The organism is Streptomyces sp. NPDC002690 (assembly GCF_053592415.1).
On record NZ_JBSFVR010000197.1, the window covers coordinates 1 to 13,258 of the forward strand.

A 13,258-nucleotide genomic window follows, 5' to 3' on the forward strand; every position below is an offset into this window, starting at 1 on the left:
TCGCCGACCTGGGCTTCGACGTGGACGTCGGCCCGCTGTTCCAGACGCCCGCCGAGGCCCAGTACCCGCCGCAGATAGTCGTTGCCGAAGAGCCGGTCCGGGTCCAGCCGGTCGCGTACCGCCGTGAACTCGCCGAACCGCGGGTAGACCTCCGCGAGATAGCCGGCGTCCCGGGTGTGCACCTTTCCCCAGTGCGGACGTCCGCCGTGCGCCGTCATGATCCGCTCGACCGCCGTGAAGTACGCCTGGTGCGGAGTGCCCCGGTAGAGATGGACGGCGATGTAGGCGCTCTCGCGGCCGGATGCGGTGGACAGGGCGATGTCGTCGGCGGGGGCGGTGCGGACCTCGACCGGGAAGCTGATCCGCAGCGGCGAGGCGTCCACCATCGCCTTGAGCTCCCGCAGCGCGGCCACGGCCGCCTCGCGCGGAAGGGCGTACTCCATTTCCACGAAGCGCACCCGGCGCGGGCTGGTGAACACCTTGTAGGGGATGTCCGTGTACGTGCGGGCCGACAGGGCCCGGCTGGAGACCCGCGCGATCGAGGGGATCACCGCGGGGAAGGCGCGGCCCACCGAACAGGCCACCTGGAAGATCCCGTTGGAGAGGAGTTCGTCCTCGATCCAGCCGCTGATCCGGCCGGGCGGGGCGGAGGGGCCGGCGCTGCGGTTGTTGCGCTTGGTGTTGCAGTTGCCGGTGTGCGGGAACCAGTAGAACTCGAAGTGCTCGTTCTCGGCGACCAGCTCGTCGAAGCCGGAGGTCACCGCGTCGAAGGTCATCGGCTCCTCGCGGGCGGTCAGCAGGAAGACCGGTTCCACCGCGAAGGTGATCGCGGTGATCACGCCCAGCGCGCCGAGCCCGATCCGCGCGACCGCGAAGACCTCCGGGTTCTCCCGCTCGGAGCACCGCAGCACCGTACCGTCCGCCGTGACCAGCTCCAGGGCCCGGATCTGCGCGGCTATGGACGCCGAGTCGCGGCCGGTGCCGTGGGTACCGGTGGAGGTGGCCCCGGCGACGGTCTGCTCCATGATGTCGCCCATGTTGGTGAGCGAGAGGCCCTCCCGGGCGAGGGCGGCGTTGAGTCTCTTGAGCGGCGTTCCCGCCTCCACGGTGACCGTCATCGCCTCGCGGTCGACGCGGCGGATGCCGGTGAGCAGGTCGGGACGGACGAGTACCCCGTCGGTGGCCGCCGCCGCCGTGAACGAGTGACCCGTGCCGACCGGCTTCACCCGCAGTCCGTCCTCGGCGGCCCGGCGGACCGCGTCGGCGAGTTCGTCCACGGAGGCGGGCGAGACCTCTCGTACCGGCCGGGCGGTGACGTTCCCCGCCCAGTTGCGCCACGCGCCCGCCGTCCTTGCGTCGGTGCTGGTCATCTTCCCCACGCTTTCCCGTCTGCGCCGGCCTCGCCGGCCGCCGATACCCCCGGGTACGCCGCGACGGCCGCGAGCGCTCCCACCACGGCGTACCCCGCCCCGCGCCGGACGCGTCACGGAAGAGCGCCACGGCCAGGAACGGCAGGTTCCCGGCCAGTTGGAGGGGGATCATACTCATGGCCGCCGCGCACTCCCCGCCCGGCCGTGACACCGCCCGCGCGACCCGCCCCGGCGGGCGGGACGGATGTCGGTGGCGATGCTCCCGTCGCCGGGTGGCAGGATCGGAGCCATGCCCGATCTGCGCGACCCCGCTCCCTACGACGCCCTGCTGCTCCTCTCCTTCGGTGGCCCCGAAGGCCCGGACGACGTGGTTCCGTTCCTCCGGAACGTCACCCACGGCCGGGGCATCCCCGAAGAGCGGCTGAAGGAAGTCGGCCGGCACTACTTCCTCTTCGACGGCATCAGTCCGATCAACGGCCAGAACCGGGACCTCCTGGAGGCCCTGCGCGCGGACTTCGCCGGCCACGGGCTGGACCTCCCGGTGTACTGGGGCAACCGCAACTGGGCCCCGTACCTGACCGACACCCTGCGCGAGATGACCGAGGCGGGCCACCGCCGGATTCTGACCCTCGCGACCAGCGCCTACGCCTCCTACTCGGGCTGCCGGCAGTACCGCGAGAACCTCGCCGACGCGCTGGAGACCCTGCGGGCCGAAGGCCTGACGGTGCCGCGCGTGGACAAGCTGCGCCACTACTTCAACCACCCCGGCTTCGTGGCACCCATGGTCGACGGAGTGCTCGCCTCGCTCGCCGGCCTCGGCGAGGAGGAGCGCGCGGGAGCCCACCTGGCCTTCTGCACGCACTCGATCCCCGTGTCGGCGGCCGACACCTCAGGGCCCACCGAGGCCCACGGCGACGGCGGCGCCTACGTCGCCGAGCACCTCGACGTCGCCCGGGTGATCGTCGAAGCGGTGCGCGAGGAGACCGGCGTCGAGTACCCCTGGCAGCTGGTCTACCAGTCCCGCAGTGGCGCCCCGCACATCCCGTGGCTGGAACCCGACATCTGCGACCACCTGGAGACGCTGCACGGCGACGGCGTCCCGGCGGTCGTGATGGCTCCCATCGGGTTCGTCTCCGACCACATGGAGGTCCTCTACGACCTCGACACCGAGGCCACCGCCAAGGCCGCCGAGCTCGGGCTGCCCGTGCGCCGGTCCGCCACCGTCGGGGCCGACCCGCGTTTCGCCGCGGCCGTACGCGACCTCGTGCTGGAGCGCGCCGCCACCGAGCAGGGATACCCCGTGGACCGCTGCGCGCTCGGCGCTCTCGGCCCCTCGCACGACCTCTGCCCGGTCGGCTGCTGTCCGGCCAGGGCACCCAAGCCGGCCGCCGCGGGCGCGGACAGCCCGTTCTCCTGACAGGCACGGCCCCGTACGGCCCGGCACAGCCGACGGTGCCCCGCGTCCGACCCGACCTGTTCCCGCCCGACCTGCCCGTACCCGACTCCCTGGGAGCGCCGTGACCGACCCCCTGCTCGCCGAACTCCTCGAACTCGCGCGGACCGCCGCCGCCCGCGCCGGTGCCCTGCTGCGCGACGGCCGTCCCGCCGACCTGGGGGTGGCCGCCACCAAGTCGAGCCCCATCGACGTCGTCACCGAGATGGACATCGCCGCCGAGAAGCTGATCACCGCCTACCTCCTGGAGCACCGCCCGCAGGACGGCTTCCTCGGTGAGGAGGGCGCGAGCCGCGAGGGCACGAGCGGGGTCCGCTGGGTCGTCGACCCGCTGGACGGGACGGTGAACTACCTCTACAACCTGCCGACCTGGGCCGTCTCGATCGCCGCCGAGCTCGACGGGGAGCGGGTCGTGGGCGTGGTCGAGGCGCCGATGCGTGGCGAGACCTTCCACGCGGTGCTGGGTGGCGGCGCGTACGTGAACGGCACCGCCCTGCGTGTCCGCCCCGCCCCGCCGCTGGACCAGGCGCTGGTGTCGACCGGTTTCAACTACGTGGCCACCGTCCGCACCCACCAGGCCGACGTGGCCCAGCAGCTGATCCCCCGGCTGCGGGACATCCGGCGCGGGGGCTCGGCCGCCATCGACCTGTGCGACGTGGCCGCCGGCCGGCTCGACGGCTACTACGAGCGCGGACTCCACCCCTGGGACCTGGCGGCCGGCGACCTCATCGCCCGTGAGGCGGGCGCGCTCACCGGCGGACGCCCGGGGCTGCCCGCGGACGGGGACCTGACGGTGGCCGCGTCGCCGGGCGTCTTCGGGCCCCTGCAGGAGATCCTGGAGAAGCTGGGTGCCTGGCACGACTGACGTCGGCCCCTGCCCGGACACGTGACACGTTCCGGACGTGCGAAGAACGCCCGCCACGACTCCTCGGGAGTCCCGGCGGGCGTTCTTCGTGTGCGGGTGAGGTGTGTCGCCGCGGCTCGGTGGTGCGGCTCGGTGGTGTGGTGCGGCTCGGGATCAGTGGTGGGGTGGGGCTCGGTGGTGCGGGTGGCGCACGTGCGGTGGGTGCGGCGTGCGGGTCGGTCCCGGGTCAGACCGCGGTGACTCCGGTCCCGACGCCGGTCTCGACGCCGTGTTCGGCGGCGAGGCGCAGCAGATCGTCCAGCTCGCTCTGCTCGACGTCCGCGAGGAAGTCGTCACCCGTCTCGCGGGCCCGGGTGAGGTCGGACTCGGTCGTCCTGATGCGGTGAAGCAGCCCTGCGGTGAAAGCGTCCATGAAGCGCCCCCTCGGCGTGGGTCGGTGGCACGGGGGTGTGCCGGGATGTCTCGGGCCTGGTCCCGAGTGCCGTCGGTCACGCGGTTCCTCCGCAAAAAGGAACGGCAGTGGCGAGCCACGTACGTGGCGTGATCGCGGGTGTAAATCCGTCCTCCCCGGGCCGACTGCGGGAGAAACCTCAACTCGCCCGTGAATATGCCGCCTTCCTCGTTTTCCTTCGAACCCGCAGGTCGCCGCCGACCGCCTTACCGCCGGTTTATGCGTGTTGCGGGCAGGATGGTCGCGAACAGTCGGTCCGACGTGCCCCGGGAAGGTGCCGGTCGGGCTGCCTGGCGGACGTGCACAACGTCCGCCAGGACCCCATCAGAGAAGGGACAGTGCCGTGCGCGTACTCGTCGTCGAGGACGAGCAGCTGCTCGCCGACGCGGTGGCCACCGGACTCCGCCGCGAGGCGATGGCCGTCGACGTGGTCTACGACGGAGCGGCGGCCCTGGAACGGGTCGAGGTCAACGACTACGACGTCGTGGTGCTCGACCGGGACCTCCCGCTCGTCCACGGGGACGACGTCTGCCGCCGGATCGTCGAGCTGGGCATGCCCACCCGCGTGCTCATGCTCACCGCCTCCGGGGACGTGTCCGACCGGGTCGAAGGACTGGAGCTGGGAGCCGACGACTACCTCCCCAAGCCCTTCGCCTTCAGCGAGCTGACCGCCCGGGTCCGCGCGCTGGGCCGGCGTACGACGGTGGCGCTGCCGCCGGTCCTGGAGCGGGCCGGTATCAAGCTCGACCCCAACCGCCGCGAGGTCTTCCGGGGCGAGCAGGAGATCCAGCTCGCCCCGAAGGAGTTCGCCGTGCTGGAGGTCCTGATGCGCAGCGAGGGCGCTGTGGTCTCGGCCGAACAGCTGCTGGAGAAGGCGTGGGACGAGAACACCGACCCCTTCACCAACGTCGTGCGGGTGACCGTCATGACGCTGCGCCGCAAACTCGGTGAACCCCCGGTCATCGTCACCGTCCCCGGTTCCGGTTACCGGATCTGAGCGCGTCGATGGTCACGTCCTCGGCGCCGGTGCCGGCGCCTCCGAAACCCACCTGGGACCCCAAGCAGCAGGACCTCACCTCGCCCTGGCTGCGTCCCACCATCCGGATACGGCTGACGCTCCTCTACGGCGGGATGTTCCTGATCGCGGGCATCCTGCTGCTCGCGATCATCTACATGCTGGCCGCGCAGGCCCTGCACGACGCCGGAGGCCCCGCCTTCCAGGTGTCCGGCACCAACGTGCGGATCTCCAGCACGACGTGCCCGCAGCTGGCGGCCTCGCAGAACAACGACCAGCTCAACGACGCCATCAAGGCCTGCACGGCCTCCCAGCGCCAGCACGCGCTGGACAGCCTGCTGAACCGGGCCCTGCTGGCACTCGTCGGGCTCACCATCATCGCGTTCGCCTTCGGCTACGCGATGGCGGGCCGCGTCCTGTCGCCACTCGGCAAGATCACCCGTACCGCCCGCAGGGTGGCCGGGACGGACCTGTCGCGCCGGATCGAGCTGGACGGACCGGACGACGAGCTCAAGGAGCTCTCGGACACCTTCGACGAGATGCTGGACCGCCTGGAGCGCGCCTTCACCGCACAGCAGCGGTTCGTCGGCAACGCCTCGCACGAACTGCGCACCCCGCTGGCGATCAACCGCACCCTGCTGGAGGTCCACCTCTCGGACCCCGCGGCCCCGCCCGAGCTCCAGCAACTGGGCAAGACGCTGCTCGCCACCAACGAGCGGAGCGAGCAGCTGGTGGAGGGGCTTCTGCTGCTCGCCAGGAGCGAGAACCAGATCGTCGAACGGAAGCCGGTCGACCTGGCCGAGGTCGCCGAGCGTGCCATCGACCAGGCGCGCGCGGAGGCCGCCCAGAAGGGCGTGGAGCTCCGCGGCGAGCGAGCCCCCGCCGTGGTCCAGGGCAACGGCGTCCTGCTGGAGCGGATCGCCCTGAACCTCGTACAGAACGCCGTGCGCTACAACGTTCCGGAGTCGGGCTGGGTGGAGGTCACCACCCACTTCGGGCCCGGCCAGGCGCTGCTGGTGGTCTCGAACACGGGGCCGGTGGTTCCCGCGTACGAGATCGACAACCTCTTCGAGCCCTTCCGCAGGCTCCGCACGGAGCGGACGGGCAGCGACAAGGGGGTCGGACTCGGCCTGTCGATCGCGAGATCCGTGGCGCGGGCCCACGGAGGCCGTATCATCGCGGAGCCCCGAGAAGGGGGCGGTCTCGTGATGCGTGTCACTCTGCCCGTCTGAAAGGCGTCGCGGCGGGAGCGGGGGGAGGGTCCATCGCTTTCGCTTTGAGCGGAATTTTCGTACTGCGTCTCCGGTTTGTCCCTGTGGGATCGATCACAGGGGTCACAGTGGACGCGTCTACTCTCCGTGAGCCTCCTTCGGTCGTAAAGCCGGGAAACGCCCGGGTTTTCGAGGGGTGGTATCACGGGAAGTACACGGGGTGGCACCCGTGGAGCAGGGCATCCGGACCGTGTACGGTCCCCTTCGCCACCCAAGACGGCCGCCCAGTGGCGGCCGGTTCGGGTGTCGATTGAGTAACAGACCTTGATGTGAGGCAAAATCTCCGCCTCAGGTCGGGCACAAGTCCGGCCTCTCACGCGTTACGTGCGCTGAGACACCCGCAGAAACCCAAGAGGGGGAGAGCGACATGGCAACGGATTACGACACCCCACGCAAGACCGACGACGACGTCGATCAGGACAGCCTGGAAGAGCTGAAGGCACGGCGGAGCGACAAGACCGCGTCCGCCGTCGACGTGGACGAGTTCGACGCCGCGGAGGGCCTTGAACTGCCCGGCGCGGACCTGTCCAACGAAGAACTCGCCGTTCGCGTCCTGCCCAAGCAGGCCGACGAGTTCACCTGCATGAGCTGTTTCCTCGTGCACCACCGCAGCCAGCTGGCTCGCGAGAAGAACGGCCAGCCGATCTGCCGCGACTGCGACTGAGGCAGGCCCGCCGTGACAGGCGACAACCCGTTCCGGAAGCGGCGCTCACGGCGCAGTGAAGGGCCGGAGGCGCATGGGGGCGACACGGGCCCGACAGAGGGCTTGCAAGCCCCTGGCGGGCGTCACAAGGCCCCGCACGACCCCTCCGGCACGACCGACGACGAGCGGGGCCACCCGGCCTCGCTCGAAGTGGCCCCGGCGGCCGGCCTGCCGGACGGGGCCGGACAGGCCGGGGAAACCGGTGACCACGGGACTCCGGCACCCGAGGCGGCCCCGACCGGGCCGCTGAACGCGGTCAAACGGGGCGTACACAAGGGCGGGGAGAGCGTCAGGGCGGTCGCCGGGCATCTGGCCGACCGGATCATCGACACGGCTCCCCGCGTCCCCGTGCGCGACCTGGCCACCCTCCGCCGCCACTTTCCGGGACTCGGTCCCGAGGAGATCGCGGACCGCCTCGTCGCGGGCGCGAGCAAGGCCACCGCGGCCGTGGGGGCCGGCATCGGGGCCGCGGCCATGCTCCCCGTACCCCCTGCCATGCTCGCCGAGCTGGCTGCGGAGATCACCGGGGTCGCCGCGATCGAGCTGAAGCTCGTCGCCGAACTCCACGAGATCTACGGCAACCGCCCCCCGGGCAACCTCACCCAGCGCACCACCGCCTACCTCACGTCCTGGACGGAGGAGCGCGGCATCGACGTCAGCCGCCCCGTCACACTCAACGCGGCCCTGGGCGGCCAGATGAAACGCGAGCTGCGCCAGCAGATCATGAAGCGCATGGCGCGCGATCTGCCCAACCTCATCCCGCTGATGATCGGCGCCGCCGTGGGCGCGGCGATGAACCGCCGCGACACCCGCAAGCTGGCCGGACACATCAGGAAGGACCTGCGGAAACAGCAGGTCGCCTGGGACCGGCTCACCGGACTTCCGGCACTGGAGCGGCCCGCCGACCCCACCGTCCTCCCCCCGGAGGCAGAGGGCCGCTGAGGGGCCGCGCGAGCCCTCTCGTCACACCCCCGCCCCCTGCCGCACAGGGGGCAGCAAGGGGCGGCAGTGCCGACGGGCCGCCGTCGGGCGGGGAAGGCGGTCAGTCCTGTGCGGCCACCGGCGCGGTGGAGAGCGCGGCGATCAGCGCCTGCGGCTCGCGCGTCGAGAGGTAGAGGTAGGGCGTGGGGTCCGCGGGGTCGGTCACCTTCACCCGCACCGCCGTCGGGATGTACCCGCGCAGCAGCATGAAGGCACGCGCGTCCGCCTTGTACGTGCGCCAGGCCCGAGCCTCCTCCGCGTCCAGCGCCTCGGCGTCCCCGAGCGCCGAGAGCGGAATCCGCGCGTCCCCCGCCACCAGGGAGTCCGCGACCACCCGGATGCGGACGGAGCCGTACGAACTGACCACGACCGCCGTCGCGGCCGTACCGCCGACCAGCCCCGCGAGCAGGAACAGGCCGCCGAGCGGCAGGAGCATCAGCGCGCAGGCCACCCCCACCCCGAAGGCGATGAGCCACCAGGTGCGGGGTGCGGTGAGGCGTTCGTCGAAGGGCGGTACGGAAGGCTGCATGGGAACAAGCTTGGCACGGTGAGACCCGCGGTCGGGCTCGCGGGTAAGGTCTGCGCGTGTGAGTGGAACATCTGCAGCTCTGACACCCCCGGCCGACGCGGTGGCACCCGTGCGGCACCCCGAGGCGCCCGCGCCCGGTGAGCTACTCGGCTCGCACTACGAACACTGTTTCGGCTGCGGAGGCGAGCAGCCCCACGGTCTGCACCTCGCTGCCCGGGCCGGTGAGGGCGTGAGCGTGACCGCCGAGTTCACCGTGCGCGCCGAGCACCAGGGCGCGCCCGGTCTGGCGCACGGCGGAGTGCTCGCCACGGCGCTGGACGAGACGATCGGCTCGCTGAGCTGGCTGCTGCGGGTCATCGCGGTGACCGGGCGGCTGGAGACCGACTTCTCGCTGCCCGTCCCGGTCGGGACCGTGCTGCACCTTCAGGCGCGGGTCGTCGCCGTGCACGGCAGGAAGATCTACTCCACCGCCATCGGCCGGATCGGCGGCCCCGAGGGCCCCGTCGCGGTCCGGGCCGACGCTCTCTTCGTCGAGGTGAAGGTCGACCACTTCATCGACAACGGCCGCCCCGACGAGATCCGCGCGGCGATGGCCGACCCCGACCAGATCAAGCGTGCCCGAGCCTTCGAGGTGAACCCGTGACCCGTCCTCCCGTCGACGTCCTTCTCCGGCGCCTGGACCCGCAGGTCCCGGTTCCCGCGTACGGCCACCCCGGCGACGCCGGTGCCGACCTGGTGACCACCGAGGCCGCGGAACTCGCCCCGGGGGAGCGGGCCGTACTGCCCACCGGCGTGTCGATCGCCCTGCCGGACGGCTTCGCGGCGTTCGTGCACCCCCGCTCCGGCCTCGCGGCCCGCTGCGGGGTAGCCCTCGTGAATGCCCCGGGGACGGTGGATGCCGGGTACCGTGGGGAGATCAAGGTGATCGTCGTCAACCTCGACCCGCGCGAGACCGTGCGGTTCGAGCGATTCGACCGGATTGCCCAATTGATCGTCCAGCAGGTCGAGAAGGTGCGCTTCCACGAGGTCGCGGAACTTCCCGGCTCGGCACGGGCCGAGGGGGGATTCGGGTCCACCGGCGGTCATGCCTCGGTGGACGGCGTCGGGGGCGGTACAACCCCGGGTGGGAACAACTACGCTTCGGTCGTATCCGACCGGGAAGGACAGTGACGTGTTCGGACGTCGCAAGAAGAGTGGTTCCGCCGAGGACACGGTGGACGAAGCGCGCGAGACCGAGCAGGTCGCCGACGAGCTCGATGACGCCGACGACGCGGTGAGCGCCCGTCGGACGAACCTTCCGCCGGCCCCTCGGCCGGACGGACCCTGGGACGTCTCCGAGGTGTCCAGGCCCGGCGAGGGCCGGGTCGACCTGGGCGGCGTCTTCGTGCCCGGAGTCGAGGGCATGGAACTCCGGGTGGAGGTGGCGGGGGACGCGATCGTCGCCGCCACCGTGGTGCTGCGCGACAGCGCGATCCAGCTGCAGGCCTTCGCCGCCCCCAAGAAGGAGGGCATCTGGGGCGAGGTCCGCGAGGAGATCGCCTCGGGCATCACCAAGCAGGGCGGGATCATCGACGAGGTCGAGGGCCCGCTCGGCTGGGAGCTGCGCGCCCAGGTCCCCGTACAGCTTCCCGACGGGAAGAACGGTGTTCAGCTGGTCCGCTTCGTCGGCGTCGACGGACCCCGGTGGTTCCTGCGCGGAGTGATCTCGGGCCAGGGTGCCGTGCAGCCGCAGGCCGCAGGACTCCTGGAGCAGATCTTCCGGGACACCGTGGTCGTCCGCGGCGAGGGCCCGATGGCCCCCCGCGACCCGATCGTCCTCAAGCTCCCCAACGACGCCCAGATGGTGCCCGAGGGCGTCCAGCAGGAGGACCAGGAGAGCTCCAAGTTCTCCGGCGGCATGGGCCAGCTCCAGCGCGGACCGGAGATCAGCGAGATCCGCTGAGAGCGGTCCGCGGAACGCGCGGATTCTTCAGGCCGGTGGGCCGTACCCCCTTCACCGGGGTGCGGCCCACCGGCCTTTTCGTGTGGCGTCCGGCCCGCGTCCGCAGATGCCTTTCGGCGTGCGGTTACTCGTGTCCGCCGCGGGGCGGCCGGATGCCGTCAGGGGCGCGTATCGGCGCCGTATGGGCGCCGTCAAGGGAGCGCCCCCGCACGTATGGAAGACATCAACGGTGGCCTGAAAGGCTCTGGCCGGAGGTTTGCTCAGGGGGTCCGAGAAACCGAACCTCATCTAGGAGCACACGATGGCCGACGTGGCCTTCGTCGTCACCACGATCGCGGTCTTCGCGCTGGTGGCCCTCATCGCCAGGGGGGTGGCGAAGCTGTGACTGCCGAGAACATCGTCGGCCTCGTCGTGGCCGTCGCCCTGCTGGGCTACCTCGTCCTCGCCCTTCTGTACCCGGAGAGGTTCTAGCCCGACATGAGTCCCCTCTTCGCCGGTGTGCTCCAGGTGCTCGCGCTGATCGTCGCGCTGGGCCTGGCCTACCGTCCCCTCGGCGACCACATGGCACGCGTCTACACCTCCGACAAGCATCTGCGTGTCGAGAAGTGGATGTACCGGGCCATCGGCGCCGACCCCGGCACCCAGATGCGCTGGCCCGCCTATCTGCGCGGCGTCCTCGCCTTCTCCGCGGTGAGCCTGCTCTTCCTCTACCTGCTCCAGCGGGTGCAGGGCAGCCTGCCCGGTTCCCTCGGCTTCGTCTCGATCGACCCGGACCAGGCGTTCAACACGGCGGCGTCCTTCGTCGCCAACACCAACTGGCAGTCGTACTACGGCGAGCAGGCCATGGGCCACGTCGTGCAGACCGGCGGCCTCGCGGTGCAGAACTTCGTCTCCGCCGCCGTCGGCATGGCCGTCGCGGTCGCCCTCGTACGAGGCTTCGCCCGGTCCCGCACCGGTGAGCTCGGCAACTTCTGGTCCGACCTGGTGCGCGGCACGGTCCGCATCCTGCTGCCCATCGCGGTGCTCGGCGCGCTGATCCTGGTCGCCTGTGGCGCGATCCAGAACTTCTCCGGCATCCACGAGGTCGGCCAGTTCATGGGCGGCTCGCAGCAGTGGAACGGCGGCGCGGTCGCCTCGCAGGAGGTCATCAAGGAGCTGGGCACCAACGGCGGCGGCTACTTCAACGCCAACTCCGCCCACCCCTTCGAGAACCCCGACGGCTTCACCAACCTCTTCGAAGCCTTCCTGATCCTCGTCATCCCCTTCGCGCTGACCCGCACCTTCGGCCGCATGGTCGGCTCGCTCAAGCAGGGCTACGCGATCCTCGGCACGATGGCCGTCATCTGGGTCGGCTTCATCGCCCTGATGATGTGGACCGAGTTCGCCCACCACGGCCCCGCGTTCGATATCGCGGGCGGAGCGATGGAGGGCAAGGAGAATCGATTCGGCGTCGCCGGGTCCTCGATCTTCGCCGTCACCACCACGCTCACCTCCACCGGTGCGGTCGACTCGTTCCACTCCTCGTACACCGGCTTCGGCGGCGGCATCACCATGCTGGGCATGCAGCTCGGCGAGATCGCGCCCGGTGGGGTCGGCTCAGGCCTCTACGGCATGCTGATCATGGCGATCATCGCGGTCTTCCTGGCCGGCCTGATGGTCGGGCGCACGCCGGAGTACCTGGGCAAGAAGATCGGCACCCGCGAGATCAAGCTCGCGGCCTGCTACATCCTGGTCGTCCCCGCCCTGGTGCTCGGCTTCACGGCCGTGGCGATGGCGCTGCCCACCCCGGGCAACTCCATGACCAACACGGGTGCGCACGGCTTCTCCGAGATCCTGTACGCCTACACCTCCGGCGCGAACAACAACGGCTCCGCCTTCGCGGGGCTCAACGCCGACACCCAGTGGTTCAACACCACCATCGGGCTCGCGATGCTCCTCGGACGGTTCGTCCCGATGGTCTTCGTGCTGGCCCTGGCCGGCTCGCTGGCCGAGCAGAAGCCCGTACCGGAGACCACCGGCACCCTCAGCACCCACAAGCCGCTCTTCAGCGGGCTGCTGGTCGGCGCCATCATGATCGTCACCGGTCTGACCTACTTCCCCGCCCTCGCTCTGGGCCCGCTCGCCGAGGGGCTGGCGTCATGACCACACGAACCACGCAAGAGGACACCATGTCCACCCCCGTCCAGCCGCCCGCACCGCACGGGGACGGGCCGACCGACCCGAAACCTGCCGCCGCCCGCGTCGGCGGAGGATTCTTCGACCCGAAGCAGCTGCTCACCTCCTTCCCGGAGGCGGTCCGCAAGCTCGACCCCCGGGTGATGGTCAAGTCCCCGGTCATGTTCGTGGTGCTGGTCGGCTCGGTCTTCACGACCGTGCTCGCGGCCACGGACCCCACCGACTGGTTCGGCTGGGCGATCGCCCTCTGGCTGTGGCTGACGACGATCTTCGCCAACCTGGCCGAGGCGGTGGCCGAGGGCCGCGGCAAGGCGCAGGCCGACACCCTGCGCAAGGCCAAGACCGACACGGTCGCCCGCCGGCTGAACGGCTCGCGCGAGGAGAGCGTCCCCGGCACCGAACTGCGCATCGGCGACCTGGTCGTCTGCGAGGCCGGGGACGTCATCCCCGGCGACGGTGACGTCGTCGAGGGCGTGGCGTCGGTCGACGAGTCCGCGATCACG

15 protein-coding genes are annotated in these 13,258 nt (G+C 71.1%); 12 read left to right on the forward strand and 3 right to left on the reverse strand.

The genetic code is table 11. The features are described 5' to 3' along the window. A partial coding sequence (locus tag ACWD3D_RS22875) for a D-arabinono-1,4-lactone oxidase (RefSeq protein WP_451462686.1) occupies positions 1-1,370 on the reverse strand: 1,370 nt, incomplete at its 3' end. A gap of 289 nt (positions 1,371-1,659) precedes the next feature. Between ACWD3D_RS22875 and ACWD3D_RS22880 the strand changes: the two genes are divergently transcribed. Next, positions 1,660-2,787, forward strand: coding sequence for a ferrochelatase (locus ACWD3D_RS22880; RefSeq protein WP_451462687.1), 1,128 nt, complete (start codon positions 1,660-1,662; stop codon positions 2,785-2,787). Positions 2,788-2,887: 100 nt separating this feature from the next. Further along, complete coding sequence (locus ACWD3D_RS22885; protein ID WP_451462688.1) at positions 2,888-3,688, forward strand: inositol monophosphatase family protein; 801 nt, start codon at positions 2,888-2,890, stop codon at positions 3,686-3,688. Between the two features lie 226 nt (positions 3,689-3,914). On the opposite strand, the gene ACWD3D_RS22890 is transcribed toward ACWD3D_RS22885, so the two are convergent. Then, on the reverse strand, positions 3,915-4,100 hold the full coding sequence (locus ACWD3D_RS22890) for a hypothetical protein (protein WP_451462689.1): 186 nt from the start codon (positions 4,098-4,100) through the stop codon (positions 3,915-3,917). Between the two features lie 382 nt (positions 4,101-4,482). On the opposite strand from ACWD3D_RS22890, the gene ACWD3D_RS22895 reads away from it, so the two are divergent. The 4 genes from ACWD3D_RS22895 (at position 4,483) to ACWD3D_RS22910 (ending at position 8,070) form a co-directional block, all read left to right on the forward strand. Beyond that, on the forward strand, positions 4,483-5,136 hold the full coding sequence (locus ACWD3D_RS22895) for a response regulator transcription factor (RefSeq protein ID WP_450779201.1): 654 nt from the start codon (positions 4,483-4,485) through the stop codon (positions 5,134-5,136). Positions 5,137-5,144: 8 nt separating this feature from the next. Further along, positions 5,145-6,386, forward strand: coding sequence for a sensor histidine kinase (locus ACWD3D_RS22900; protein WP_451462690.1), 1,242 nt, complete (start codon positions 5,145-5,147; stop codon positions 6,384-6,386). A 406-nt stretch (positions 6,387-6,792) separates the two neighbouring features. Further along, the gene (locus tag ACWD3D_RS22905) at positions 6,793-7,089 is read left to right on the forward strand and encodes a DUF4193 domain-containing protein (RefSeq protein WP_003965732.1); all 297 of its coding nucleotides are present in this window, start codon (positions 6,793-6,795) and stop codon (positions 7,087-7,089) included. A 12-nt stretch (positions 7,090-7,101) separates the two neighbouring features. Further along, positions 7,102-8,070, forward strand: a complete 969-nt coding sequence (locus ACWD3D_RS22910; protein WP_451462691.1) for a hypothetical protein — start codon at positions 7,102-7,104, stop codon at positions 8,068-8,070. 100 nt (positions 8,071-8,170) lie between these two features. Here the strand turns inward: ACWD3D_RS22910 and ACWD3D_RS22915 are convergent, their stop codons facing one another. Then, positions 8,171-8,638, reverse strand: a complete 468-nt coding sequence (locus ACWD3D_RS22915) for a DUF3093 domain-containing protein (RefSeq protein ID WP_451462692.1) — start codon at positions 8,636-8,638, stop codon at positions 8,171-8,173. A gap of 58 nt (positions 8,639-8,696) precedes the next feature. Here ACWD3D_RS22915 and ACWD3D_RS22920 point away from each other — a divergent pair, with 58 nt between their 5' ends. The 6 genes from ACWD3D_RS22920 to ACWD3D_RS22945 form a co-directional block, all read left to right on the forward strand. Next, entirely contained in the window at positions 8,697-9,281 is a 585-nt protein-coding gene (locus tag ACWD3D_RS22920; protein ID WP_451462693.1) for a PaaI family thioesterase, read from the forward strand. Next, positions 9,278-9,808, forward strand: a complete 531-nt coding sequence (gene dut / locus ACWD3D_RS22925) for a dUTP diphosphatase (RefSeq protein ID WP_451462694.1) — start codon at positions 9,278-9,280, stop codon at positions 9,806-9,808. The genes ACWD3D_RS22920 and dut overlap by 4 nt, the downstream gene beginning before the upstream one ends. Before the next feature lies 1 nt (position 9,809). Beyond that, positions 9,810-10,580: a DUF3710 domain-containing protein gene (locus tag ACWD3D_RS22930; protein WP_328718944.1), complete on the forward strand. Its 771-nt coding sequence runs from the start codon at positions 9,810-9,812 to the stop codon at positions 10,578-10,580. Positions 10,581-10,961: 381 nt separating this feature from the next. Continuing rightward, positions 10,962-11,051, forward strand: a complete 90-nt coding sequence (gene kdpF / locus ACWD3D_RS22935; protein WP_078075662.1) for a K(+)-transporting ATPase subunit F — start codon at positions 10,962-10,964, stop codon at positions 11,049-11,051. Positions 11,052-11,057: 6 nt separating this feature from the next. Continuing rightward, positions 11,058-12,722, forward strand: a complete 1,665-nt coding sequence (kdpA, locus tag ACWD3D_RS22940) for a potassium-transporting ATPase subunit KdpA (RefSeq protein WP_451462695.1) — start codon at positions 11,058-11,060, stop codon at positions 12,720-12,722. Beyond that, on the forward strand, positions 12,719-13,258 hold a 540-nt coding region (locus tag ACWD3D_RS22945; protein ID WP_451462696.1), incomplete at its 3' end, for a P-type ATPase. The genes kdpA and ACWD3D_RS22945, both read left to right, overlap by 4 nt.